Origin of the sequence: Burkholderia sp. RS01, assembly GCF_039748055.1 — a bacterium.
Taxonomy (GTDB): domain Bacteria; phylum Actinomycetota; class Actinomycetes; order Actinomycetales; family Micrococcaceae; genus Arthrobacter.
Map to the genome: position 1 here is coordinate 157415 of NZ_JBDLAK010000003.1, position 22954 is coordinate 180368.

General features: G+C 64.8%; 21 protein-coding genes. 20 read left to right on the plus strand and 1 reads right to left on the minus strand.

Going from position 1 to position 22954, the window contains the following annotated elements:
• Window positions 1-4: 4 nt before the first annotated feature.
• The 10 genes from argS (at window position 5) to ABFP37_RS04560 (ending at window position 12796) form a co-directional block, all read left to right on the plus strand.
• Window positions 5-1654 carry an arginine--tRNA ligase gene (gene argS / locus ABFP37_RS04515; protein WP_078026717.1) on the plus strand — a complete coding sequence of 550 codons (1650 nt, stop codon included), beginning with the start codon at window positions 5-7 and terminating at the stop codon, window positions 1652-1654.
• A 5-nt stretch (window positions 1655-1659) separates the two neighbouring features.
• On the plus strand, window positions 1660-3135 hold the full coding sequence (gene lysA / locus ABFP37_RS04520; protein WP_347032851.1) for a diaminopimelate decarboxylase: 1476 nt from the start codon (window positions 1660-1662) through the stop codon (window positions 3133-3135).
• On the plus strand, window positions 3136-4452 hold the full coding sequence (locus tag ABFP37_RS04525) for a homoserine dehydrogenase (protein WP_347032852.1): 1317 nt from the start codon (window positions 3136-3138) through the stop codon (window positions 4450-4452).
• Window positions 4453-5559: a threonine synthase gene (gene thrC, locus ABFP37_RS04530; protein WP_078026714.1), complete on the plus strand. Its 1107-nt coding sequence runs from the start codon at window positions 4453-4455 to the stop codon at window positions 5557-5559. It abuts the gene before it with no gap.
• Window positions 5560-5561: 2 nt separating this feature from the next.
• Window positions 5562-6548, plus strand: coding sequence for a homoserine kinase (thrB, locus tag ABFP37_RS04535; RefSeq protein ID WP_347032853.1), 987 nt, complete (start codon window positions 5562-5564; stop codon window positions 6546-6548).
• A 401-nt stretch (window positions 6549-6949) separates the two neighbouring features.
• Window positions 6950-9082, plus strand: coding sequence for a transcription termination factor Rho (rho, locus tag ABFP37_RS04540; protein ID WP_078026712.1), 2133 nt, complete (start codon window positions 6950-6952; stop codon window positions 9080-9082).
• 193 nt (window positions 9083-9275) lie between these two features.
• Window positions 9276-10349, plus strand: coding sequence for a peptide chain release factor 1 (gene prfA, locus ABFP37_RS04545; RefSeq protein ID WP_078026711.1), 1074 nt, complete (start codon window positions 9276-9278; stop codon window positions 10347-10349).
• Window positions 10350-10370: 21 nt separating this feature from the next.
• Complete coding sequence (prmC, locus tag ABFP37_RS04550) at window positions 10371-11255, plus strand: peptide chain release factor N(5)-glutamine methyltransferase (protein ID WP_347032854.1); 885 nt, start codon at window positions 10371-10373, stop codon at window positions 11253-11255.
• Window positions 11256-11285: 30 nt separating this feature from the next.
• Window positions 11286-12041 carry an L-threonylcarbamoyladenylate synthase gene (locus tag ABFP37_RS04555; protein ID WP_078026710.1) on the plus strand — a complete coding sequence of 252 codons (756 nt, stop codon included), beginning with the start codon at window positions 11286-11288 and terminating at the stop codon, window positions 12039-12041.
• Complete coding sequence (locus tag ABFP37_RS04560) at window positions 12038-12796, plus strand: WecB/TagA/CpsF family glycosyltransferase (protein WP_078026709.1); 759 nt, start codon at window positions 12038-12040, stop codon at window positions 12794-12796. Before ABFP37_RS04555 ends, ABFP37_RS04560 begins: the two co-directional genes overlap by 4 nt.
• Window positions 12797-12827: 31 nt before the next feature.
• On the opposite strand, the gene ABFP37_RS04565 is transcribed toward ABFP37_RS04560, so the two are convergent.
• Window positions 12828-13724 (minus strand): glycosyltransferase, encoded by an 897-nt coding sequence (locus tag ABFP37_RS04565; protein WP_078026708.1) that lies wholly within the window; start codon window positions 13722-13724, stop codon window positions 12828-12830.
• A 378-nt stretch (window positions 13725-14102) separates the two neighbouring features.
• Here ABFP37_RS04565 and ABFP37_RS04570 point away from each other — a divergent pair, with 378 nt between their 5' ends.
• The 10 genes from ABFP37_RS04570 to atpD all read left to right on the plus strand — a co-directional run bounded on the left by ABFP37_RS04570 (window position 14103) and on the right by atpD (window position 22954).
• Window positions 14103-15209, plus strand: coding sequence for an MraY family glycosyltransferase (locus tag ABFP37_RS04570; protein WP_347032905.1), 1107 nt, complete (start codon window positions 14103-14105; stop codon window positions 15207-15209).
• Window positions 15210-15303: 94 nt separating this feature from the next.
• The gene (locus tag ABFP37_RS04575; protein ID WP_078026706.1) at window positions 15304-15789 is read left to right on the plus strand and encodes a hypothetical protein; all 486 of its coding nucleotides are present in this window, start codon (window positions 15304-15306) and stop codon (window positions 15787-15789) included.
• Window positions 15782-16120: a hypothetical protein gene (locus tag ABFP37_RS04580; RefSeq protein WP_078026705.1), complete on the plus strand. Its 339-nt coding sequence runs from the start codon at window positions 15782-15784 to the stop codon at window positions 16118-16120. The genes ABFP37_RS04575 and ABFP37_RS04580 overlap by 8 nt, the downstream gene beginning before the upstream one ends.
• 144 nt (window positions 16121-16264) lie before the next feature.
• Window positions 16265-17002, plus strand: coding sequence for a F0F1 ATP synthase subunit A (gene atpB / locus ABFP37_RS04585; protein WP_347032855.1), 738 nt, complete (start codon window positions 16265-16267; stop codon window positions 17000-17002).
• Window positions 17003-17082: 80 nt separating this feature from the next.
• Window positions 17083-17301 (plus strand): ATP synthase F0 subunit C, encoded by a 219-nt coding sequence (atpE, locus tag ABFP37_RS04590; protein WP_003804776.1) that lies wholly within the window; start codon window positions 17083-17085, stop codon window positions 17299-17301.
• A 53-nt stretch (window positions 17302-17354) separates the two neighbouring features.
• Window positions 17355-17906, plus strand: a complete 552-nt coding sequence (locus ABFP37_RS04595) for a F0F1 ATP synthase subunit B (RefSeq protein ID WP_078026703.1) — start codon at window positions 17355-17357, stop codon at window positions 17904-17906.
• The gene (locus ABFP37_RS04600; RefSeq protein ID WP_078026702.1) at window positions 17906-18733 is read left to right on the plus strand and encodes a F0F1 ATP synthase subunit delta; all 828 of its coding nucleotides are present in this window, start codon (window positions 17906-17908) and stop codon (window positions 18731-18733) included. The genes ABFP37_RS04595 and ABFP37_RS04600 overlap by 1 nt, the downstream gene beginning before the upstream one ends.
• Window positions 18734-18816: 83 nt before the next feature.
• Window positions 18817-20454 (plus strand): F0F1 ATP synthase subunit alpha, encoded by a 1638-nt coding sequence (atpA, locus tag ABFP37_RS04605; RefSeq protein WP_347032906.1) that lies wholly within the window; start codon window positions 18817-18819, stop codon window positions 20452-20454.
• A gap of 73 nt (window positions 20455-20527) precedes the next feature.
• Window positions 20528-21418, plus strand: a complete 891-nt coding sequence (locus tag ABFP37_RS04610) for a F0F1 ATP synthase subunit gamma (protein ID WP_078026701.1) — start codon at window positions 20528-20530, stop codon at window positions 21416-21418.
• An 81-nt stretch (window positions 21419-21499) separates the two neighbouring features.
• Window positions 21500-22954, plus strand: coding sequence for a F0F1 ATP synthase subunit beta (gene atpD / locus ABFP37_RS04615; RefSeq protein ID WP_078026700.1), 1455 nt, complete (start codon window positions 21500-21502; stop codon window positions 22952-22954).

The following is a 22954-nucleotide window of genomic DNA, read 5'->3' on the forward strand; positions in this document are numbered from 1 at the left end:
GAATGTGACTCCCGAAGAACTCTCCCTCGCCATATCCACCTGCCTGAAGGACGCCGTCGCAGCAGGCGACATCGCCCTTTCCGAGTCGGCGGTTCCCGACGCCGTCCTGGTGGAGCGACCCAAGAACAGGGAGCACGGCGACTGGGCGACCAACATCGCCCTGCAGCTGGCCAAGAAGGCGGGAACCAACCCGCGCGAATTCGCCGGCGTCCTCAGCACCAGGCTGAAGGAGATCGACGGCGTCACGGCCGTGGACATTGCCGGTCCCGGCTTCCTTAACATCACCGTGGATGCGGCTGCGGCCGGGGCGCTCGCCAAAGCCATCGTGGAGGCCGGAGCGGAGTACGGCACCAACTCCGCGCTCGCGGGCCACACGGTCAACATGGAGTTCGTCTCCGCCAACCCCACCGGGCCGCTGCACATCGGGCACACCCGCTGGGCGGCGCTGGGTGATTCGATCGCCCGCGTCCTGCGCGCCTCCGGTGCGCAGGTCACGGCCGAGTACTACATCAACGACGCCGGCACCCAGATGAACGTGTTCGCCAACTCCGTCCTCGCGCGCCTTCACGGCCGGGACGTGCCCGAGGGCGGCTACCCGGGCGAGTACATCCGCGACCTCGGCCATGAGGTGCTGACCCGGCACCCGGACATCCGTGAGCTGACGGACGTGGCGGCCCTCCCGGTCATCCGTACGGCGGCCTACCAGGCGCAGCTGAAGGACATCCAGGACACCCTGGCGGACTTCGGCGTTTCCTTCGACGTCTTCTTCTCCGAACAGGAACTGCACGACGCCGGGGCCATCGAAAGTGCCGTTGCCCGCCTGCGCGAACAGGGCCACGTGTTCGACGACGGCGGTGCCGTCTGGCTGCGCACCACCGACTTCGGAGACGACAAGGACCGCGTGATGATCCGCGCGAACGGCGAACCGACCTACTTCGCGGCGGACGCGGCCTACTACCTGTCCAAGAAGGACCGGGGCTACACCGAAAAGATCTACCTGCTGGGTGCCGACCACCACGGTTACATCCACCGGCTCAAGGCCATTGCCGCCGCCGCCGGGGATGACCCCGAGGTCAACATCGAGGTTCTGATCGGCCAGCTCGTTTCGGTCAACGGCGCCAAGCTTTCGAAGCGCGCCGGCAACATCATCGAACTCAAGGACCTGATTTCCTGGCTGGGCAAGGACGCCGTGCGCTACTCCCTGGCCCGCTTCCCGGCCGATTCGCCCCTCACCCTGGACCCGGAGCTGCTCAAGAAGCACTCAAACGAGAACCCGGTCTTCTACGTGCAGTACGCGCACGCCCGCTCCCGCGGCACGGCCCGCAACGCGGTGGCCGCCGGCGTGGACCGCAGCGCGTTCGACGCCTCGCTCCTGCACCACGCCACGGAAAATGAGCTGCTGTCCTACCTCGGCAGCTACCCGTCCATCGTGGCCAAGGCCGCGGAACTCCGCGAGCCCCACCGGGTGGCCCGCCACCTCGAGGTCATCGCCGGGGCCTACCACCGGTGGTACGACGCCTGCCGCGTTGCCCCGCTGGGCGACGAGGCCGTCACCGATCTCAACCGCACCCGCCTGTGGCTCAACGACGCCACCAGCCAGGTGCTGGCCAACGGACTGGACCTGCTTGGCGTCTCCGCGCCGGAACGGATGTGAACTGAATGACCGCACATGCTTTGAACCAGTCCTCGCCGCTCGCCCCGGACTGGCTCGCGGTGCCGTCGGACCTGAATGCCCTGCACCCGGCCATGTGGGCTGCCGGAGTGGAGCGGAACGACGACGGCGAACTCGCCCTCGACGGCATTCCGGTCAGCATGCTGAAGAAACAGTTCGGCACGCCGCTGTTCGTCATGAGCGAGTCCGACTTCCGGGCCCGCGCACGGGCCTTCAAGGATGCCTTCGACGCGGCCTTTGCCGACATCTGCGGCGGAGTGGACGTCTACTACGCCGGCAAATCGTTCCTGTGCACGGCCGTGGCCACGTGGGTGGCGGAGGAAGGCCTGCGCCTCGACACGTGTTCCGGTGGTGAACTGGCCGTCGCCGCCCGCGCCGGCATCGACGGCGCCAACCTGGGCCTGCACGGCAACAACAAGTCCGACGCCGAGATCAACCGGGCCCTCGACATGCGGCTTGGCCGGATCGTGGTGGACAGCCTGGATGAGCTGGACCGCGTGGCCAAAATCGCCTCCGGCCGGGGCGAGACCGCCAAGGTCATGCTGCGGCTGACACCCGGAGTGCACGCCCACACCCACGAGTTCATCGCCACCGCCCATGAGGACCAGAAGTTCGGCCTCTCCATGGCGGGAGACTCCACGGAGCAGGCAGGGCTGTCGGCAGCCGAGGAAGCCGTGGCCGCGGCCACCAGCTATCCCGGCGTTGACTTGCTGGGACTGCACTGCCACATCGGCTCGCAGATTTTCGAACCCGACGGCTTTGCGCTGGCGGCGGAGAAACTCCTGGGCTTCCTCGCCGAGATGCAGCAGAAGTATTCCATCCAGCTTCCCGAGCTCGATCTCGGCGGCGGATACGGCATCGCCTACACGCCGGTGGACACGCCCCGCCCGGCAGCCGAAATCGCGCAGGCGATGGCCGCCGTCGTCCGCTCAAAATGCGCTGAGCTGGGTATTTCCGCCCCGCGGATCTCGATCGAGCCTGGACGCGCCATCGTGGGCAGCAGCACGTTCACGCTGTACGAGGTCGGCACGCTCAAGACCGTCCGGGTGGACGCTCCGGCCGCCGGGGACGCCGAATCAGGACCAAAAAACGTTACGCACCCCCGCCGGTATGTGTCGGTGGACGGCGGAATGAGCGACAACGCCCGTCCGGTGCTCTACGACGCGGATTATTCGGCCATTCTCGCCTCCCGGGCCTCCGCCGCGGCGCCGCAGCTGTCCCGCGTAGTGGGCAAACATTGCGAGAGCGGCGACATAGTTGTTAGAGATGTATATCTGCCCGAGGACGTGGCAGCCGGTGATCTGCTCGCTGTACCGGGAACCGGCGCCTATTGCTGGGCCCTGTCAAGCAACTACAACTATCTGGCCCGGCCGGGCGTTGTCGCTGTGCGCGGCGGAGCTGCCCGGCTTATTGTCCGCGGGGAAACCGAAGAAGATCTGCTAAACCGCGACATGGGAGCCTGAATGACCGAATTGCGAACCCTGAAAGTAGCCCTGCTGGGCTGTGGCAACGTCGGGGCTCAGGTCGCGCGGATTCTCCTGGACGACGCCGGCGCCCTGGCCGCCCGGACGGGTGCGCACCTGGAGCTGGCCGGCATCGCCGTGCGGAACCTCGACGCCGAGCGCGATGTGGAACTGCCGCGTGAGCTGTTCACCACGGACGCCGAGACCCTGGCCAAGGATGCCGACCTCGTGATCGAGCTGATGGGCGGCCTCGAGCCGGCCCGTTCGCTGATCCTCTCGGCCATCCAGAACGGCGCGAGCGTTGTCACCGGCAACAAGGCCCTCCTCGCCGCGGACGGCCCCACACTCTACGAAGAGGCGGACCGGGCCGGCGTCGAGCTCTCCTACGAAGCCGCTGTGGCAGGTGCCATCCCCATCCTGCGCCCCATCCGCGACAGCCTGTCCGGTGACCGCATCACCCGGGTCCTGGGAATCGTCAACGGCACCACCAACTTCATCCTCGACCAGATGGACTCCACTGGCGCGCAGTTCGCCGACGCCCTGGCCGAGGCGCAGCGGCTCGGTTACGCCGAGGCCGATCCGACCGCCGACGTCGAAGGCCTGGACGCCGCGGCCAAGGCTGCGATCCTGGCGTCCCTGTCCTTCCACACACGCTTCGACCTGGCGAACGTCCACTGCGAGGGCATCACCCGCGTCAGTGCCGCCGACATCGCGGCGGCCAAAGAGGCCGGATTCGTCATCAAGCTGCTGGCCATCGCCGAGAAGCTGACCGACGTTGAGGGCAACGACGGCGTCTCCGTCCGCGTCCACCCGACCCTCCTGCCGCGCGAGCACCCGCTGGCGGCCGTCCGCGGGGCCTTCAACGCCGTCTTCATTGAGGCCGAGAATGCCGGCGAACTGATGTTCTACGGCCAGGGCGCCGGCGGAACCCCGACGGCGTCCGCCGTGCTGGGCGATCTCGTCTCTGCTGCCCGCCGGATCGTCCTGGGCGGCCCCGGACGCATTGAATCCACGACCGGTCACGTCCCGGCACTGCCGATTGACGCCGTGCACACCAGCTACTACATCGGCCTGGATGTTGCGGATCAGCCCGGCGTCCTGGCCCGGATCGCCCAGCTGTTTGCCGAGCACAACGTCTCCATCGAAACCATGCGCCAGACCATCCACCGCGATGCGGACTCGAACGTCGAATCCGCGGAACTGCGGATCGTGACGCACCGCGCAACCGAAGCTGCACTGGCAGCAACCGTCGAGGCCGTCAAAGGCCTTGACGTCATCAATTCCGTTACATCCGTACTGCGGGTAGAAGGAGTCTAAGTGGCTCACCAATGGCGCGGTGTCATCCGCGAATACGCTGATCGTTTGCCCGTAACGGAATCCACCAAGGTCATCACCCTCGGTGAGGGCGGCACGCCGCTGGTCCACGCGCAGAAGCTGTCCGAGCTGACCGGCTCTGAGGTTTACCTCAAGGTGGAAGGCATGAACCCCACCGGATCCTTCAAGGACCGCGGCATGACCATGGCCATGACTGCTGCCGTGGCGTCAGGCGCCAAGGCCGTGGTGTGCGCCTCCACCGGAAACACCTCCGCGTCGGCCGCGGCCTACGCCACCGCCGCCGGCCTGAAGTGCGCCGTTCTGGTCCCTGAGGGCAAGATTTCCATGGGCAAGCTCAGCCAGGCCATCGCGCACGGAGCCACCCTGCTGCAGGTCGACGGTAACTTCGACAACTGCCTGGACATCGCCCGCAAGCTGGGGGAGTCCTACCCCGTCTTCCTGGTGAACTCCGTCAACCCGGCCCGCATCCAGGGCCAGAAGACCGGTGCCTTCGAAATCGTGGACGCGCTCGGCGACGCCCCGGACATCCACGTGCTGCCCGTCGGCAACGCGGGGAACATCACCGCTTACTGGAAGGGCTACAAGGAGTACTCCGCGCCCTTCGAGTCGGAGACTGCCGGCACCCTTCCCGCTGTTTCCACCAGGACTCCGCAGATGTGGGGCTTCCAGGCAGCCGGCGCCGCACCGTTTGTGGCCGGCCACCCCATCACGGAGCCGGACACCATCGCCACGGCGATCCGGATCGGCAATCCTGCCTCGTGGGACGGCGCCATCGCTGCCCGCGATGAGTCCGGCGGCTTCATCGATGCCGTGACGGACGACGAGATCCTCGCCGCGCACCGCTGGCTGTCCGCCAAGGAGGGCGTCTTCGTGGAGCCCGGTTCCGCCGCCGGCGTCGCTGGCCTGCTGAAGAAGCACGCTGCGGGCGAGGTCCCCGCCGGCAAGACCATAGTCATCACGGTCACCGGCCACGGGCTGAAAGACCCCCAGTGGGCTCTCCGCACCGAAGACGGATCCGACGTGCAGCCGGTCAAGGTGTCCAACGACGTCGTGACTGTTGCCGCCGAACTGGGACTGGAAGACAAATAGCCTTGGAAACCACCCTCACAGTCCCGGCCGAGTCTGCCGCCGGCGCGCCGGCAGTCCCGGCCGGGCAGCTGGTGACCGTACAGGTGCCGGCCACCAGCGCCAACCTGGGCCCCGGATACGACAGCCTGGGACTGGCCCTGTCGCTGCACGACACCCTCACGGTGGAGACGCTGGCTGGCGGCCAGCTCGAGTTCGAGCTCAGCGGCGAAGGCGCGGAAACGCTGCCCCGCGACGCCAGCCACCTGGTGGTCAAGGCCATCACCGAAGCCCTGCACCGCCTCGGGTACCGCCATGACGGCCTCAGGATCACTGCAGACAACGTCAACCCGCATGGCCGCGGCCTGGGTTCCTCGGCGTCTGCCGTCGTCGCGGCGGTCACCGCAGCGAATGCTTTGGTTCCCGAGGAGTCCCGCCGCGGCAAGGACTGGATCCTGCAGCTCACGAGCGAGATGGAGGGCCACCCGGACAACGTCGCTCCCGCCATTTACGGCGGCCTGGCGCTGTCCTGGCAGGACAGTGACCAGTACAGCAGCACGTGCGCCACGGTGGATGAAGCGGTCATTCCGATCGTCGCGGTTCCGGACTATGAACTGTCCACGGAAGCTGCGCGCGCGTTGCTTCCGGCGTCAATCGGTCACCACGCCGCCGCCATGAATGCCGGACGGGCCGCGCTGTTGATCCATGCGCTGACACAAAAGCCGGAATTCCTGCTCGCCGGCACCGAAGACTACCTCCACCAGAGCTACCGTGCGGAGGCCATGCGGCCAAGTGCTGTACTGATCAAGGCCCTGCGCGGAGCCAGGCACGCAGCCGTTGTTTCCGGAGCAGGACCCACCGTCCTGGTCCTGGCGAACGGCGAGGCGGAGGCGGCGGCCATCCTTGAGTTCATCGGCGCGTTTACGGCCGCGAACACGCCGGACATCAACTGGCGTGTGATGAAGCTGGCAGTGGACGTTGAAGGTGCTAAAGTGGGAGTGCACCGGCGGTAACCCCGCAGTCAGTCAACGCAGTTTATGCAGTTAGACGGCGACTCTGTAGTCGAGAGGCCCTGCAGTCAAGAGACCGTGCAGTCAAAGACCCTGAAATTGGCCGTGTTGCCTATCTGGTCCCCGACTGTTTCGATCTGCTGTTGCTTCGATCTCTTATTGCGCAATATTTTCGGTGCCACCTGCTTGGCCTGACGCAGGAAATTGCAGAAACTTTTCTGTTCCTGACCTGTCAGTCCGCCGCTCCTCCATTATTCGGAGCGTTGAAGGTGATCAGTATCCGGCTCTGCCGCGAATTCCATCCGGCAAGGCCGAAATCACGGCTGCAGATCTGAACTGCAGCCCAGATCAAATCATCGCGTCCAGCTCCTAGTCTGGACGCCGTCGAGGGGGAAGGATCCTTCGTGACCGAAACCACTGAGCTGTCGCCAGCTGTGGACACATCATCTTCTGTTTCCGGATCGTTGACGGAAGCACCCGCCAAGAGCAGTGGCCTCGCAGGCCTCAAGCTCGCCCAGCTGCAGGCTCTTGCCAGCCAGCTCGGAATTTCCGGCGGCTCCCGCATGCGCAAGGGAGACCTGGTCTCGGCTATTTCCGCGCACCGCGCGGGCTCTTCGGCCAGCAAGGCTCCGGCCCGGGCTGCCGAGAAGGCAACTGACAACAACGTTGCTGCGGCAAGCCCGGCGGCTCCGGCCGCCGACGCCACCGAAGCCCCGGCCCAGGAAGGGACCCGGGCACGTGGCCGCGGCCGCAGCCGCCGTGCGGTCAGCGACGGCGTGGTGTCCGCCCCCGCTGCGGAGCCCGCAGCCGAGGCTGCCGCCGAGGCCGCAGCTGCTCCGGCGCCTTCCGAGGCAGCAGAGCCGGCCGCCGCGGAAGGCGCTCCCGAGCGACGCCAGCCGCGTACCCGCAACCGCCGCCGCGGTGAGGCCGCCGCAACGGCCCCGCAGGCCGGCGAGCCCGTCGAAGCTCCGGCGGAAGCCGCTGCACCTGAGACTCGCGCCACTGAGACCCGCGCCGCCGAGCCCCGCGCTGCTGAGACCCGCGAACAGGGCGGCGAAGCCGGCGACGGCGGGCAGCGCACTGACCGCCGTGACAGCCGCACCCGCGGTGGCCGCGAGGCGGCTGCAGAAACCTCCACCGGCCGCGACAACCGCCGTGACGACAGCCGGGACAGCGATGACGCCGAGGGCGGCAGTCGCCGCAACCGCCGCAACCGCCGCGACCGGAACGATCGCAACGAGCGGTCCGACAGCAGGGACAGCCGTGACGGCAACGCCCGCAACGACCGTAACGACCGTTTCCGCGACCGCAACGACCGCCGCCGCGGACGGGCCCAGGGACCGGACGTCGACGACGTCGAGGTCACCGAGGACGACGTCCTCCTGCCCGTAGCGGGCATCCTGGATGTCCTGGAGAACTACGCCTTCATCCGGACCTCCGGCTACCTGCCCGGTCCCAACGACGTCTACGTGTCCCTCGCCCAGGTCAAGAAGTACAACCTGCGCAAGGGCGACGCCGTCGTCGGCGCCATCCGCGCCCCCCGCGACGGCGAGGACCGCAGCCAGCAGACGGCGCGCCAGAAGTTCAACGCCCTGGTCCGCGTGACGTCAGTCAACGGCAAGACCTCCGAAGAGCTCAAGGACCGCGTCGAGTTCGCCAAGCTGGTGCCGCTCTACCCGTCCGAGCGCCTGCGCCTCGAGACCGACCCCAAGAAGATCGGCCCCCGCGTCATCGACCTGGTTGCCCCGATCGGCAAGGGCCAGCGCGGCCTGATCGTCTCGCCGCCAAAGGCCGGCAAGACGCTCATCCTGCAGTCCATCGCCAACGCCATCACCACCAACAATCCTGAGGTCCACCTCATGATGGTGCTCGTTGACGAACGTCCTGAAGAAGTCACGGACATGCAGCGCACCGTCAAGGGCGAGGTCATTGCCTCCACCTTCGACCGTCCCGCGGATGACCACACGACCGTTGCCGAACTGTCCATCGAACGCGCCAAGCGCCTCGTGGAAATGGGCATGGACGTTGTGGTGCTCCTCGACTCCATGACCCGACTGGGCCGCGCCTACAACCTGGCAGCACCGGCCTCCGGCCGCATCCTGTCCGGTGGTGTCGATTCCGCCGCGCTGTACCCGCCGAAGCGCTTCTTCGGTGCAGCCCGCAACATCGAAAACGGCGGCTCGCTCACCATTCTGGCAACGGCCCTCGTGGAGACCGGTTCCAAGATGGACGAGGTCATCTTCGAAGAGTTCAAAGGCACCGGCAACATGGAGCTCCGCCTGTCCCGCCAGCTGGCTGACAAGCGCATCTTCCCGGCCGTGGACGTCAACGCGTCCGGTACCCGCCGCGAAGAGAACCTGCTTTCCCCCGAGGAAGTCAAGATCATGTGGAAGCTGCGCCGCGTCCTCTCCGGACTCGAAACGCAGCAGAGCCTTGAGCTGCTGACCAACAAGATCCGGGAGACCCAGAGCAACGTCGAGTTCCTCATGCAGGTCCAGAAGACGACGCTTGGTGCGAAGTCCGATAACGACAAATAGCGCCGCGTAACCGCCCGAAAATTGGCGGCCCTTCCCGGGCCGCCAATTTCCCGGGCGGTTGTTGCGTTAACCGGTTCCTCCGCTTCAAAAGCAACGCGGGGTCACATCGAGCCCAATAGGACCCTTGAAATGGGCGGTAAGTGACCCCGCGTTGCAGTTACTAGACTTGTAAGAGTCGAAAGAGGTTTTGAAAATGTTTGAGTCCGTACAGGGCCTGCTTGATGAGCATGATGCTATCCAGGCGCAGCTCGGGGATCCTGCTGTTTATGCTGACCAGCGGCTCGCCCGGAAACTGGGGCGGCGCTCAGCCCAGCTGAACGGCATTGTCGAGGCGTACCATGCCTGGCACGGAATCGAGGATGACCTTGCGGCCGCGAAGGAAATGGCTGACGAGGATCCCGAGTTTGCCGCGGAGGTGCCCGAGCTTGAGGCCGCGCTGGAGACGGCCGCGGCAAAGCTGCGCCGGCTGCTGATCCCGCGCGATCCTGACGATGCCCGCAACGTGATCCTTGAGGTCAAGGGCGGTGAAGGCGGCGACGAGGCTGCCCTGTTTGCTGCCGACCTGCTGCGGATGTACACCCGTTACGCGGAAACCCGCGGCTGGAAGACGGAAATGATTTCCGCGAACGAATCTGACCTTGGCGGCTACAAGGACGTTCAGGTGGCCATCAAGGGCAATTCGAACGATCCCGCCGAGGGCGTCTACGCGCGGCTGAAGTTCGAGGGCGGCGTGCACCGCGTGCAGCGCGTTCCCGTCACCGAGTCGCAGGGGCGCATCCACACCTCGGCTGCCGGCGTTCTGGTGCTGCCTGAAGTGGACGAGCCCGAAGAGCTCGAAATCAACCAGAACGATCTCAAGATCGACGTCTACCGGTCCTCGGGACCCGGCGGCCAGTCCGTTAACACCACGGACTCCGCGGTCCGTATCACGCACCTTCCCACCGGCATCGTGGTGGCCATGCAGAACGAGAAGTCCCAGCTGCAGAACCGCGAAGCGGGCATGCGCGTTCTCCGCGCCCGCATCCTTGCCCACCAGCAGGAGCAGATCGACGCCGAGAACTCCGCCCAGCGCAAGTCGCAGATCCGCACGATGGACCGTTCCGAGCGGATCCGCACGTACAACTACCCGGAGAACCGGATCGCGGACCACCGGACCGGATACAAGGCCTACAACCTGGACCAGGTCATGAACGGCGACCTTGAGCCGGTCATCCAGTCGGCCATCGAGATGGACGAGCAGTCACGCCTGGACGCCATCGGCGACTAGCCGGGAAGCGCTGAACACCCCATGACGCCCGAGAACATGACGGCCGGCACCGGCCAGTCGCTGGCCGATGCCGTCAGCCAGGCCACTGCGATTCTTGCCGATGCCGGCGTTCCCAGCCCGAGGGTCGACGCCGAACTGCTGGCCGACCACTTGTTGGGCGTCGGGCTCGGACGGCTGCGCGCCATGCTGCGGGGCGATGCCCCGGCGCCGGCCGGCTATGCGGAACTGGTGGCCGAACGGGCCCGCCGGATTCCGCTGCAGCACATCACCGGCGTCGCGCATTTCCGCTACCTTCAACTCGCGGTGGGTCCCGGCGTCTTCATCCCCCGCCCGGAAACAGAGTCCGTGGTCCAGCTGGTGATCGACCGGCTCCGGGACCTTCTCCGCGCCGGCGTGGCCCGGCCCAAGGTCGTGGATCTGGGCACGGGGTCCGGGGCCATCGCAGGGTCAGTGGCGCACGAAGTGCCCGAAGCGGCCGTCCATGCGGTCGAGTACAGCGAATTTGCGCATGCCTGGGCCGCGAAAAACCTCCAGCCACTCGGCGTAACGCTCGTCCGGGGAGACCTGCGGGACGCGCTGCCGGAGCTCAACGGAACCTTCGACGTCGTCGTGTCCAACCCGCCGTACATTCCCGCCGAGGCAATTCCGAACGAGCCCGAAGTGGCGCTCCACGATCCTCCCGAGGCACTGTACGGCGGGGGAGCGGATGGCATGGAACTTCCGACGGCGGCCGCGGCCTCCGCGGCCAGGCTGCTGGTTCCGGGCGGCTACTTCGTCATGGAACACGCCGAAGTCCAGGCCGCATGGATTTCCGCCATGCTGGCCGGAACGGGACGGTGGTCCGAGGTGACCACGCACCTGGACCTCAACGGCAAGGAACGGGCCACCAGCGCCGTCCTTGCTTAACCGCCCGCGCAGTAATGAAAGAATGAGGCAGTGACCACTACGTATAACTGCACAGCCGATGACGAGCGCACCGCAGGATTGGCCCACGCACGGCGTGCCATCCTCGAGAAGAAGTGCGTCGTCTTCCCCACGGATACCGTCTACGGGATCGCAGCCGACGCATTTTCGCCGCAGGCTGTCACCATGCTGCTGGTTTCCAAGGGCCGCGGCCGTAACATGCCCCCGCCGGTGCTGATTCCGCGCCTCAACGCCCTCGATGGCCTGGCGACCGATGTCACTACCGAAGCCCGCCAGCTGGCCGAGGCCTTCTGGCCCGGCGGCCTGACGCTCATATTCCACGCCCAGCCTTCCCTCGACTGGGACCTTGGCGAGACTAAGGGCACCGTGGCCCTCCGGATTCCGGCGGATGAAGTGGCTCAGGACCTCCTGACCCTGACCGGGCCGCTGGCCGTGTCGTCGGCAAACAGGACCGGGCAGGCCCCGGCCCAGACTGCATTCGAGGCCCGTTCCCAGCTGGCAGAATCCGTGGAAGTCTACCTTGAGGGCGGTTTCCGCCCGGTGGAAGGAACGGACGCACTGCCGTCCACCATAGTGGACGCGACATCACTGCCACTGCGTGTTGTCCGCGAGGGAGCCGTGAGCCTGGAACGGCTGCGGGAAGTGGTTCCCGGCGTGCTCGATCTCCAGGGCAACGGCCCGGAACCGTCCGGCGCCGGCGATACCGACGAGGCTGAGGATCCGGCGGACCGTCCCGGGGACGGCGACCAAGCGTCCGGCACGGAATGATGCTCCAGCGGCAACCCATCCCGGTCCTCGGTGTGGACGCCACGCCGCTGGACGTCGCCGGACTCACGGAAGTCCTCGACAAGTTCGTGGCCGACGGAACCACCCGCACCGTCGTCGGACACAACCTCCACAGCGTGACGCTCTTCCATTCCGAACCGGAATTCCGCACGTTGTACGAGGACAGCGACGTCGTGCTGATCGACGGCGCGCCCGTTCTGTGGCTCTGGGGGAGGGGACGGAAGCTGTCCGGACCCGTCATGGACTACCGGCTGGGGTCGACTGACTGGATTCCCGCGCTGGGCCAGGTCAGCGGCCTGAGAAGCATCGCCGTCGTCGGGGCCGGCCCGGTGGCCAACGCCAAGGCCGTGGCCAAGCTGCAGGCTATTGCGCCCGGGGCGTCCGTCTCCGGCATGCCGGGCGAGGGCTGGGACGAGGAGCTCGAAGAGGAGGTCACCGCCTGGCTGGCCGTACAGCGGCCGCAGCTGGTGCTGATCGGACTGGGGATGCCCCTGCAGGAAAAGGTGCTGCGGCGCCGCCTCGGCTCCCTTCCTCCCGCGGTCTACTGCGCTGTTGGCGGTGCCATCGAGCAGATTGCGGGAATCCAGAAGCTGGCGCCGCGCTGGCTTGGCCGCCTCGGCCTGGAGTGGGCGTGGCGGCTCCTGCTGCATCCGCGGCGGGTCGCCTACCGGGTGTTCGGTGAACCCTGGGTCCTACTCGGGCTCCTGGTTCGGCGCCGGCTCCGCGGGCAGGGCTAGCTGCCGCGTCAGCCGGGCGCGGGCGCCAACCCTAGAACGTCTGGTCCTTCAGGGGACCGAACCCCTTGCCCCGGAGTCCTGCCGAGAATGCCCTGAACCAGTCGCCCAAGCCGCGGAAATCGCCGCGGCGCAGGAAGTAGCCGAGGTAGCCGCCGACGTCGGCAACCAATGATTTGACGCGGAAGTGGCGGCGGATCAGATAGCCGCGGTTGCGGTAGTAGTAATAGCGCTTGAACGCAGTCTCGGGGACGATGACGTGCCAGCGGGCGCCGAAGACGTGCTTGGTTTCGGAGAAGGCGTGCGGATGCGTGATGGCTGCCGTGGTGACCGTGCCGAAGCGGACGCCTGCCTTGCGCAGCCTGATGGTGAAGTCCACCTCGTCACCGCGGATGAAGAGGCGCATGTCCGGCAGGCCAACCTTGAAGAAGACATCGGAGCGGATCAGTGCGCCGTTGAAGAAGTGGCCGTCGTTCGGAAGGAATCCCACCTTCTCCAGCGCGCCCCGGTCGTGGGTCACCTTGCCGTCGAGGCGGAAGAAAAAGGAGAGCCTGTCGGGGTGCCCGGGTGCCACCACGAGCGGAACCACCGCCTCCAGGTCCCGAGCCTCCGCCTCACGGATCAGGGTGGCGAGGCACGCGGGATCCGCCGGCTCGGCGTCGTCGTCCATCATCCAGATCCAGTCAGCGCCGCTTGCCACCGCTTTCAGGACGGCCAGGGAAAATCCGCCGGCGCCGCCGAGGTTGGCTTCCGAGCGGATGTAGTCCACATTTTCGTGCTGTCCGGCAACGTCCGCGGCCGGCACGGTGCCGCTGTCAACAAGGCAAATGGACGCCACGGGCGCCGTCTGGCCGTTGATCGCGTTCAGGAGGACGGCAAGCTCACGGGGACGGTCAAACGTCACGGCGGCAACTGCGACCGACACTGGCATTGCGGGTTCCTTTCAGCACAGCCGCCGGCAAGTTTCCCGCCGGCGTTGGGCCGTGTGACGCGAAGCCATGTAGCCGTTGGCGTTAGTATCTTGACTAGAGTCCACTGTAATACAGCCCCGTCAGGCACTATGCACTGCCTGTCTGTGCGCATGGCGACGGAGAAGTTTCATTTATTGCACGTCAGATCCACAGCTATTTAGCCCCCACAGCCCCCCAAACCTCATCGCGCATCTGCGCCGGCCCGTAACCCGGTGCTATGCCGCTCCACAGGTGGCCGCTTCGCGCGTCTGCGGGTCGCACTTTGCCCGGGCGCAGAGGGCCGGAAAATCGAACGCCGGTGCGCAGCGGGTCCGCGGAACGGGTGACGCGCCGTGATCATGTACCTGCTCATGATGCTGACGGCGGCGGTTGTCTCGTATGCGGCGACCTGGGGCGCACGCCTGGTCGGCAACAGGCTCGAGCTCTTTGCCCCCATCCGCAGCCGTGACATGCATTCGAGCCCGGTGTCGCGGCTCGGCGGCCTGGGGATCTTCGCCGGAGTGCTGGTGGCACTCGTGGTCGCGAACCAGTCTTTTTTCGTCAAGGACATCTTCCACGCCAATGCGGCCCCGTGGGGCGTGCTGGCGGGGGCAGCCGTCATTGTGCTCGTTGGCGTCGCGGACGATCTCCTGGATCTGCGCTGGTGGGTCAAACTCATCGGGCAGAGTGTCGCCGGCCTCGTAGTAGCTGTGTGGGGCGTCCGGATGACCATCATTCCCTTCGTTCCCGAGCCCATCCGCTTCGAGTCGGAACCTGTCAGCATCCTCGTCACCGCCGGCCTCATCGTGACCACGATGAATGCCTTCAACTTCATCGACGGACTGGACGGGCTGGCCGCCGGCGTGGCCATCATCGGCGGCTCGGCCTTCTTCCTGACCGCGTACTGGGTGCACCGGAACGCGCCGCTGCTGGACCGCTCGGACCTTGCCACGCTCCTGACCGCGGTGCTCGTGGGCAGCTGCCTGGGGTTCCTGCCGCACAACTGGTTTCCCTCGAAGATCTTCATGGGGGATTCCGGGGCGATGCTGATCGGCCTGCTGATGGCGTCGGCAGGCGTCGTGTCGACGGGCCAAATCAGCTCGGGGCTCTATGACCGCGTCAGCGGTATCCCCACGATCATCCCGATCCTGCTTCCCTTCGCCGTGCTTTTCCTGCCGCTGCTGGACCTCGGACTGGCGGTGGTCCGGCGCACTGCCGTCGGCCGCTCGCCCTGGTCAGCCGACCGGGGCCACCTGCACCACAAGTTGATGGACATCGGGTACTCCCACCGCACTGCCGTGATGCTGATGTACCTGTGGACCGCAGTGCTGTCGTTCGGCGGACTGGCCTTCGCGGTCTACCCTTGGCAGCTGGTTCTCGCGGTGGACATCGCCGCCGCCCTGGTGATGGGGCTCATCACGGCGTGGCCTTATCTCAGCCGGCGGGGCGCGGAAACACCGGAATAACCTCGGCTTTCCCGAATATTTCTATCTCGTGTAGAATTCAGGGGCAGGTCTTTCCTGCGCCACTCCACCCCCTGGCCCCGAAGATTGGGTTCGCATGACCTCCAGCGCCGAGCCCGGACCTGCGTCCGGCAAAGGATCCGTTGGCGTCTCCGGCCCCACCCGGTCGCTGTGGCTGGGCCTGCTGGGAATCAGCTCCACCGTTTCCGCGGCCGCCCTTGTCCTTACGGGCATTGTGGCAGCAGCACTGAATGGCTGGACCGGACTGCTTTCCAGCAGCTTCGGCGGGCTGCTGGTCATGGCTTTCTTTGCCATCAGCCTCCTGATTGGCCACTTCGTCGGCCGGAACAACCCGTCCGGCGCCATTGGCCTGTTCGTGGCTACCTATTTCGTCAAGGTCATCGGCTTCGCCGTGGTCCTTTTTGCGATTGGTGCGCCCGAGTGGCTGCATGGGCGCTGGTTCCTGATCGGAGCGGTCGTCGCTGTGGTGACCTGGCAGGCGGCTGAAATCTATGGTTTCAGCAAAGCGCGGTTGCAGATCTACAACGACCCCGAACCAACCAAGGGCAACACCGATGTCTAAGCAAAACCACCCCGGCAAAAACCCCTCCGGCGAACCCGCCAAACGGACCGGCGCTCCGGGCGTCTCAGCGGAAAATGGTGACGGCGGTTACAACGCTGGAATTGCCGTCTTTAGCTACATTATTGGCGGAATCATCGTCTGGAGTTTGATAGGGTGGGGTCTGGATTATCTGTGGGGAACCCGCTGGATTGTGCTCCTAGGCGCTCTGCTTGGAGCTGCGGGAGGGTTCTATCTGTCCCATATGCACGGCCTCACCAGTTCGAGAAATCCAGCTGGTGGGAACGGTGCAGCCAGCGGCCCGTCTGAGGATGGGAACAGTAATGCCAAATAATTTTACGAGGGGGAGGGCAAGCATGAAGCACGCCGGAACCCGACCAACGCCCAACGATGGACACTGCAGAGAGGAAACGCGTTGATCGCGCTTGCGCTCCCGGCCCAAAATTCAGGAGAGTTCACTCCTCCTGGAATTGAAGAAATGCACCTGCCGGCAATCCTGCCGTGGGGTGCGGCAGACGGATTCTCCAAGCAGATGCTGCTGGTAATCCTGTCCGTCGTCATTATCGCTACATTCTTTCTGCTAGCTGCGCGGAAGCAGCAGCTGGTTCCTGGCAAGCTGCAGTTCGCGGGTGAGATGGCCTATGGCTTCGTCCGCAACAGCATCGCCAAGGACATCATCGGCGGCAGAGACTTCATGAAGTATGTCCCGCTTCTGTTCAGCCTGTTCTTCTTCATTCTGGTGAACAACATCTATGGCGCGATCCCCGTGGTCCAGCTCCCGAGCTTCTCCCACGTCGGCGGCGCGTACGTGCTGGCCGTCATCGTGTACATCACCTGGATCGCCATCGGCGTCAAGAAGAACGGACTGCGGTACTTCAAGCTCGCCACCGTGCCGTCCGGAGTGCCGATATACATCCTTCCGATCGTCATCCCGATCGAGATCATCTCCAACTTCCTGGTCCGCCCGGTTACGCACAGCCTCCGTCTGTTTGCCACCATGCTGGCCGGCCACCTGATCGTCATGATCGCCGGTTCGGGAATCGAATACCTCGTCATGCAGGAAAACGTTCTGCTCAAGGGCACCTCTGTTCTGGTCCTTGCCGGCGCGATCGCCATGTACATGCTCGAAGCGCTCATCATGGCGCTGCAGGCCTATGTCTTCACCCTGCTGACGGCAATCTACATTGAAGGCGCACTCCACGCCGACAGCCACTAGGCACCCCACAAACTTCCCCTCACGGGGATGAAGCAACCCAAACAACCTGCCACAGAGATGGCATCTTGAAAGGAAGAAAAATGGAAGGCTCCATCAACGGCTCCCTCAACCTCATCGGCTACGGCCTCTCCGCCATCGGCGGTGGTATCGGTGTGGGTCTCGTGTTCGCCGCTTACATCAACGGTGTGGCACGTCAGCCGGAAGCACAGCGCGTTCTGCAGCCGATCGCATTCCTCGGCCTTGCGCTGACTGAAGCCCTCGCCATCCTGGGCCTGGTCTTCGCTTTCGTTCTCAAGTAAACCTTCAGAACCAAGCGAACATTCAGAACCGAGTAGATAAGGACGGGTGAAATATGAATCAGCTGATCATCTCAGCCGCCACCGCCGAGGCGGCTAACCCGCTCGTTCCCAATGTCTGGGAAATGGGCGTCGTCCTCGCCGGCTTTGCTGTCCTCTTTTTCATCGTGGTCAAGTTTGTTGTCCCGATGTTCGAGAAGACGTTCGCAGAGCGTGCCGAGGCCATTGAAGGCGGCATCGCCAAGGCCGAGCAGGCGCAGGCCGAGGCTTCCGCCGCACTCGAGCAGTACAAGCAGCAGCTCACCGAGGCCCGTGCCGAAGCCAACCGCATCCGCGAGGAAGCTCGTGCCGAAGGCGCCCAGATCCTTGCGGAGCTGAAGGAGAAGGCTGCAGCCGAGTCTGCGCGCATCACTGCGCAGGCACACGTGCAGATCGAATCCGAGCGCCAGGCTGCGGTAGTGGCCCTGCGTTCAGAGGTGGGCACCCTTGCCACCACGCTGGCTGGCCGCATCGTTGGCGAGTCCCTTGAGGACGACGCGCGTGCGGCACGTGTTGTTGACCGCTTCCTGGCTGATCTGGAGACCCAGAACGCAGGTGTAGGAAAGTAATGGCAGGTGTATCGAGCGAATCGCTGACCAAAGCGCTGACCGAACTGGAAGCCAAGCTTCCATTTGCATCGCTGCAGTTGGCAAAGGAACTCTTCGGAATCCTGGGAGCGATAGACAGCTCGGCTGGCTTGCGCCGCGCCCTGACTGACCCGTCCCGCAGCGGTGACGAAAAGTCGGCGCTGATCAGGAAACTGTTCGGCGGAAAAGTCTCCGCTGAGGCTGCGGACATCGCAGCCGGGCTGGCCAGCTCACGCTGGGCATCTGCGCGAGACATCGGCGATGCACTCGAGACGCTTGCCGCGACGGTAGTAATTGCCGTTGCAGAAAACAAGTCGGCCGTTTCTGCCTCCGGAATCTCGGGGCTGGAAGAACTCGAGAACGATCTGTTCTCTTTCAACCAGGCCGTGGCGTCAAGCCACGAGGTGCAGCGTGCTCTGTCTGAACCGCAGGCCAGCGCCGCAGCAAAGATTGTCTTGGCGGAGAGGCTGGTACCTGGCGCAAGCGAGGAAGCCAAGGCCCTCATCGGCCAGGCAGTGTCGCAGCCACGCGGACTCAAGTCCACCAAGCTCGTCGGCCGCTTCGCCGAGCTTGCCGCCAGGCGCCAGCAGCGGTGGATTGCAACGGTCAGTGTCACGCGTCCCCTCACGGAGACGCAGGCCAGCCGTCTGCAGCTCGGGCTCAACTCCCTCTACGGGCGGGAGCTCAAGATCAACACCACTGTTGATCCGGCGCTGATCGGCGGAATCCGAGTGCAGGTTGGTGACGAAGTGCTCGACGCTTCCGTCATCACCCGCCTGTTGGAGCTTCGCCGCCAACTGGCCGGCTAGCCGGACAAGCACAACTTAACTGATAGAAACCCCGGTCATCGTGAGCAACGATGATCACGAAAACAGGAGAGCAGGGACTGCAGATGGCCGAATTGACCATCAACGCCGACGACGTCCGTATTGCGTTGAACGAGTTCGCGGCGTCCTACGAACCCGGAAACGCAGAGCGCGTAGAGGTCGGCCGTGTGACCACCGCAGGTGACGGCATCGCCCGTGTTGAGGGCCTTCCCTCGGTCATGGCGAACGAGTTGCTTCGTTTCGAAGACGGCACGCTGGGCCTCGCCCAGAACCTCGACGTCCGCGAGATCGGTGTCATCATCCTCGGTGACTTCACGGGCATCGAAGAAGGCCAGGAAGTGCACCGCACCGGACAGGTTCTGTCCGTGCCGGTCGGCGACGCGTTCCTCGGCCGTGTGGTTGACCCGCTGGGCGTGCCCATCGATGACCTCGGCGAGATCAAGGCCGAGACCACCCGTGCCCTGGAGCTCCAGGCGCCCGGCGTGACCCAGCGCAAGTCTGTGCACGAGCCGATGCAGACCGGCCTGAAGGCAATCGACGCCATGATCCCGATCGGCCGTGGCCAGCGCCAGCTGATCATTGGCGACCGCCAGACCGGCAAGTCCGCAATTGCCATTGACACCATCATCAACCAGAAGGCCAACTGGGCCTCCGGTGACGTGAAGAAGCAGGTTCGCTGCGTTTACGTGGCAATCGGCCAGAAGGCGTCGACCATTGCCGCCATCCGCCAGACGCTCGAGGACAACGGCGCGCTGGAATACACCACGATTGTTGCCTCCCCGGCTTCTGACCCCGCTGGCTTCAAGTACCTGGCACCCTACGCAGGTTCCGCCATCGGCCAGCACTGGATGTACGGCGGCAAGCACGTCCTCATCGTGTTCGATGACCTCTCCAAGCAGGCCGAGGCCTACCGTGCAGTGTCCCTGCTGCTCCGCCGTCCGCCGGGACGTGAAGCCTACCCGGGTGACGTGTTCTACTTGCACTCCCGCCTGCTGGAGCGTTGCGCGAAGCTCTCTGACGAGCTCGGCGCGGGCTCGATGACCGGCCTGCCGCTCGTCGAAACCAAGGCAAACGACGTCTCTGCCTACATCCCGACCAACGTGATCTCCATTACCGATGGCCAGATCTTCCTGCAGTCGGACCTCTTCAACGCCAACCAGCGTCCCGCTGTTGACGTTGGCGTGTCGGTGTCCCGAGTCGGCGGCGCCGCGCAGGTCAAGTCGATGAAGAAGGTCTCCGGTACCTTGAAGCTGGACCTTGCACAGTACCGCGACATGCAGGCATTCGCGATGTTCGCATCGGACCTCGATGCCGCATCCCGCCAGCAGCTGACCCGTGGTGCACGCCTGATGGAACTGCTCAAGCAGGGCCAGTACTCGCCGTTCCCGGTCGAGAACCAGGTTGTGTCCATCTGGGCAGGAACGCAGGGCTACCTGGATGAAGTCCCGGTTGAAGACATCAGCCGTTTCGAGTCAGAGTTCCTGGAGCACCTGAAGCACAAGTCCTCCATCCTCACCACGCTGGCGCAGACCAACGTTCTGGACGATGACACCGCAGAAGCACTGAAGACCGCGGTCGTGGAGTTCAAGAAGGGCTTCTTCGGCGAGGGAGACAACCATCTGGTAGGTGCCGGCCACGAGGAGCATGATGCTATCTCCGAGGGCCAGGTCGACCAGGAAAAAATCGTCAGGCAGAAGCGCTAGTTTCGCTGGCAGGGACTGCCGGAACCATTCGTTCCGGCAGTCCCGGCCATCGGGATCTTAGGAAAGGATAAGTATGGGAGCCCAGATTCGGGTCTACCGCCAGAAGATCGCCTCGACGACGTCGATGCGCAAGATCTTCAAGGCGATGGAACTGATCGCTACCTCGCGCATCGGCAAGGCCCGCGCACGCGTAGCGGCTTCACTGCCTTACGCGAACGCAATTACCCGCGCCGTTTCTGCTGTCGCAAGCCAGAGCGAAATCGACCACCCTTTGACCACCGAGCCGGAGAAAATCCGCCGCGCCGCAGTCCTGGTAATCACCTCGGACCGTGGCCTGGCAGGTTCCTACTCCGCGAGCGTCCTGAAGCAGGCCGAGGGCCTGAACGAGCTGCTCCGCGCCGAAGGCAAGGAAGTCAAGACGTACCTCGTCGGCCGCAAGGCACAGGCGTACTTCGACTTCCGGGGCCGCCCCTACGGGCGGGTCTGGACCGGCGGTACTGATGCACCGGAGTTTGCTACGGCGCAGGAAGTCGGCGCGGCATTGCTGGAGGACTTCGCAACGGACTTCGAAGCGGGCGGCGTGGATGAGATCCACGTCGTTTACACCCGCTTCAAGTCCATGGTGACGCAGGAGCCGACGGTCATCCGTCTTCTTCCGCTCGAAGTTGTGGAAGAGCAGGCCGCTTCCGAATCGGAGCTGCTGCCCTTGTACGAATTCGAACCGGAGCCGGAGCAGGTCCTCGATGCCCTGCTGCCCCGGTACATCGAAGCGCGGATTTTCGCGGCCATGCTGCAGGCAGCGGCTTCCGAGCTCGCAGCACGCCAGCGGGCCATGAAGTCTGCCGGCGACAACGCCACGGACCTCATCAAGAAGTACACGCGTCTGCGCAACACCGCCCGCCAGGCTGAGATTACGCAGGAGCTTTCCGAAATCGTGGCCGGCGCCGACGCTCTCGCGTCGTAGCCGGACGGTTCCGGATCCAGCTTTACCTGCACCAAAAGATAAACTTAACCCCCACGCCATCTACTGAGTGAAGTGAGAGAGATGACTGCCACCGCTACCGAACACGTAGCCGCAACGTCCGGTGCTACCGGCCGCATTGCACGTGTTATTGGCCCGGTTGTCGACGTCGAATTCCCGGCTGACGCAATCCCTTCGATTTACAACGCACTCACCACGGAGATTACTCTCAACGGTGAGACCAAGACTGTCACGTTCGAGGTTGCCCTGCACCTGGGTGACAACCTCATTCGCGCCATCGCCTTGCAGGCTACCGACGGACTAGTCCGCGGCACCAATGTGGTGGACACAGGCTCGCCGATCACCGTTCCCGTCGGCGACGGCGTCAAGGGCCACATCTTCAACGTCCTCGGCAAGCCGCTTGACGTTGACGAGTCCGAGATCCAGGCTTCGGACCACTGGTCAATCCACCGCAAGGCTCCTGCCTTCGCGACTCTTGAGGGTTCCACCGAAATGCTGGAAACCGGCATCAAGGTCATCGACCTCCTCACCCCGTACATCAAGGGTGGAAAGATCGGCCTGTTCGGCGGCGCTGGCGTTGGCAAGACCGTTCTGATCCAGGAAATGATCACCCGTGTTGCCCGCAACTTCGGTGGCACCTCGGTGTTCGCCGGTGTTGGCGAGCGTACCCGTGAAGGTAACGACCTCTGGGTTGAAATGGAAGAGGCAGGCGTCCTCAAGGACACCGCCCTTGTGTTCGGCCAGATGGACGAGCCGCCGGGAACGCGTCTGCGCGTTGCACTGTCGGCACTGACCATGGCGGAGTACTTCCGCGATGTGCAGAACCAGGACGTGCTGCTCTTCATCGACAACATCTTCCGCTTCACGCAGGCAGGCTCCGAGGTTTCCACCCTCCTCGGCCGCATGCCGTCGGCCGTGGGCTACCAGCCGAACCTTGCCGACGAGATGGGTCTCCTCCAGGAGCGCATCACGTCCACCAAGGGCCACTCCATCACTTCGATGCAGGCCATCTACGTTCCCGCAGATGACTACACCGACCCGGCACCGGCCACCACGTTCGCCCACCTCGACGCGACCACGGAACTTTCCCGTGAAATCGCTTCGCGTGGCCTGTACCCGGCCGTGGACCCGCTGACGTCGACGTCCCGAATCCTGGACCCGCAGTACATCGGCAAGGACCACTACAACACGGCCGTCCGTGTGAAGCAGATCCTGCAGAAGAACAAGGAACTCCAGGACATCATCGCCATCCTTGGTGTTGACGAACTGTCCGAGGAAGACAAGATCGTCGTGTCGCGTGCACGCCGTATCCAGCAGTTCCTCTCGCAGAACACCTACACGGCCAAGCAGTTCACCGGCGTCGAAGGTTCCACGGTCTCCATCAAGGACACCGTTGAAGGCTTCACCGCCATCTGCGACGGCGACCTCGACCACATTGCAGAGCAGGCGTTCTTCAACGTCGGCGGCCTGGATGACGTTGAGCGCCAGTGGGCCAAGATCCAGGAACAGACCAAGTAA

Excerpts from the sequence above, each read along its gene's own strand:
- ABFP37_RS04525 (WP_347032852.1), top strand. The coding sequence starts at position 3,136 with ATGACCGAATTGCGAACCCTGAAAGTAGCCCTGCTGGGCTGTGGCAAC.
- ABFP37_RS04580 (WP_078026705.1), top strand. The coding sequence starts at position 15,782 with ATGTCTAAGCAAAACCACCCCGGCAAAAACCCCTCCGGCGAACCCGCC.
- ABFP37_RS04560 (WP_078026709.1), top strand. The coding sequence starts at position 12,038 with ATGATGCTCCAGCGGCAACCCATCCCGGTCCTCGGTGTGGACGCCACG.
- prmC (WP_347032854.1), top strand. The coding sequence starts at position 10,371 with ATGACGCCCGAGAACATGACGGCCGGCACCGGCCAGTCGCTGGCCGAT.
- atpB (WP_347032855.1), top strand. The coding sequence starts at position 16,265 with ATGCACCTGCCGGCAATCCTGCCGTGGGGTGCGGCAGACGGATTCTCC.
- lysA (WP_347032851.1), top strand. The coding sequence starts at position 1,660 with ATGACCGCACATGCTTTGAACCAGTCCTCGCCGCTCGCCCCGGACTGG.
- ABFP37_RS04595 (WP_078026703.1), top strand. The coding sequence starts at position 17,355 with ATGAATCAGCTGATCATCTCAGCCGCCACCGCCGAGGCGGCTAACCCG.
- ABFP37_RS04565 (WP_078026708.1), bottom strand. The coding sequence starts at position 13,724 with ATGCCAGTGTCGGTCGCAGTTGCCGCCGTGACGTTTGACCGTCCCCGT.
- atpD (WP_078026700.1), top strand. The coding sequence starts at position 21,500 with ATGACTGCCACCGCTACCGAACACGTAGCCGCAACGTCCGGTGCTACC.
- ABFP37_RS04600 (WP_078026702.1), top strand. The coding sequence starts at position 17,906 with ATGGCAGGTGTATCGAGCGAATCGCTGACCAAAGCGCTGACCGAACTG.
- ABFP37_RS04610 (WP_078026701.1), top strand. The coding sequence starts at position 20,528 with ATGGGAGCCCAGATTCGGGTCTACCGCCAGAAGATCGCCTCGACGACG.
- atpE (WP_003804776.1), top strand. The coding sequence starts at position 17,083 with ATGGAAGGCTCCATCAACGGCTCCCTCAACCTCATCGGCTACGGCCTC.
- prfA (WP_078026711.1), top strand. The coding sequence starts at position 9,276 with ATGTTTGAGTCCGTACAGGGCCTGCTTGATGAGCATGATGCTATCCAG.
- ABFP37_RS04570 (WP_347032905.1), top strand. The coding sequence starts at position 14,103 with ATGTACCTGCTCATGATGCTGACGGCGGCGGTTGTCTCGTATGCGGCG.
- atpA (WP_347032906.1), top strand. The coding sequence starts at position 18,817 with ATGGCCGAATTGACCATCAACGCCGACGACGTCCGTATTGCGTTGAAC.
- ABFP37_RS04575 (WP_078026706.1), top strand. The coding sequence starts at position 15,304 with ATGACCTCCAGCGCCGAGCCCGGACCTGCGTCCGGCAAAGGATCCGTT.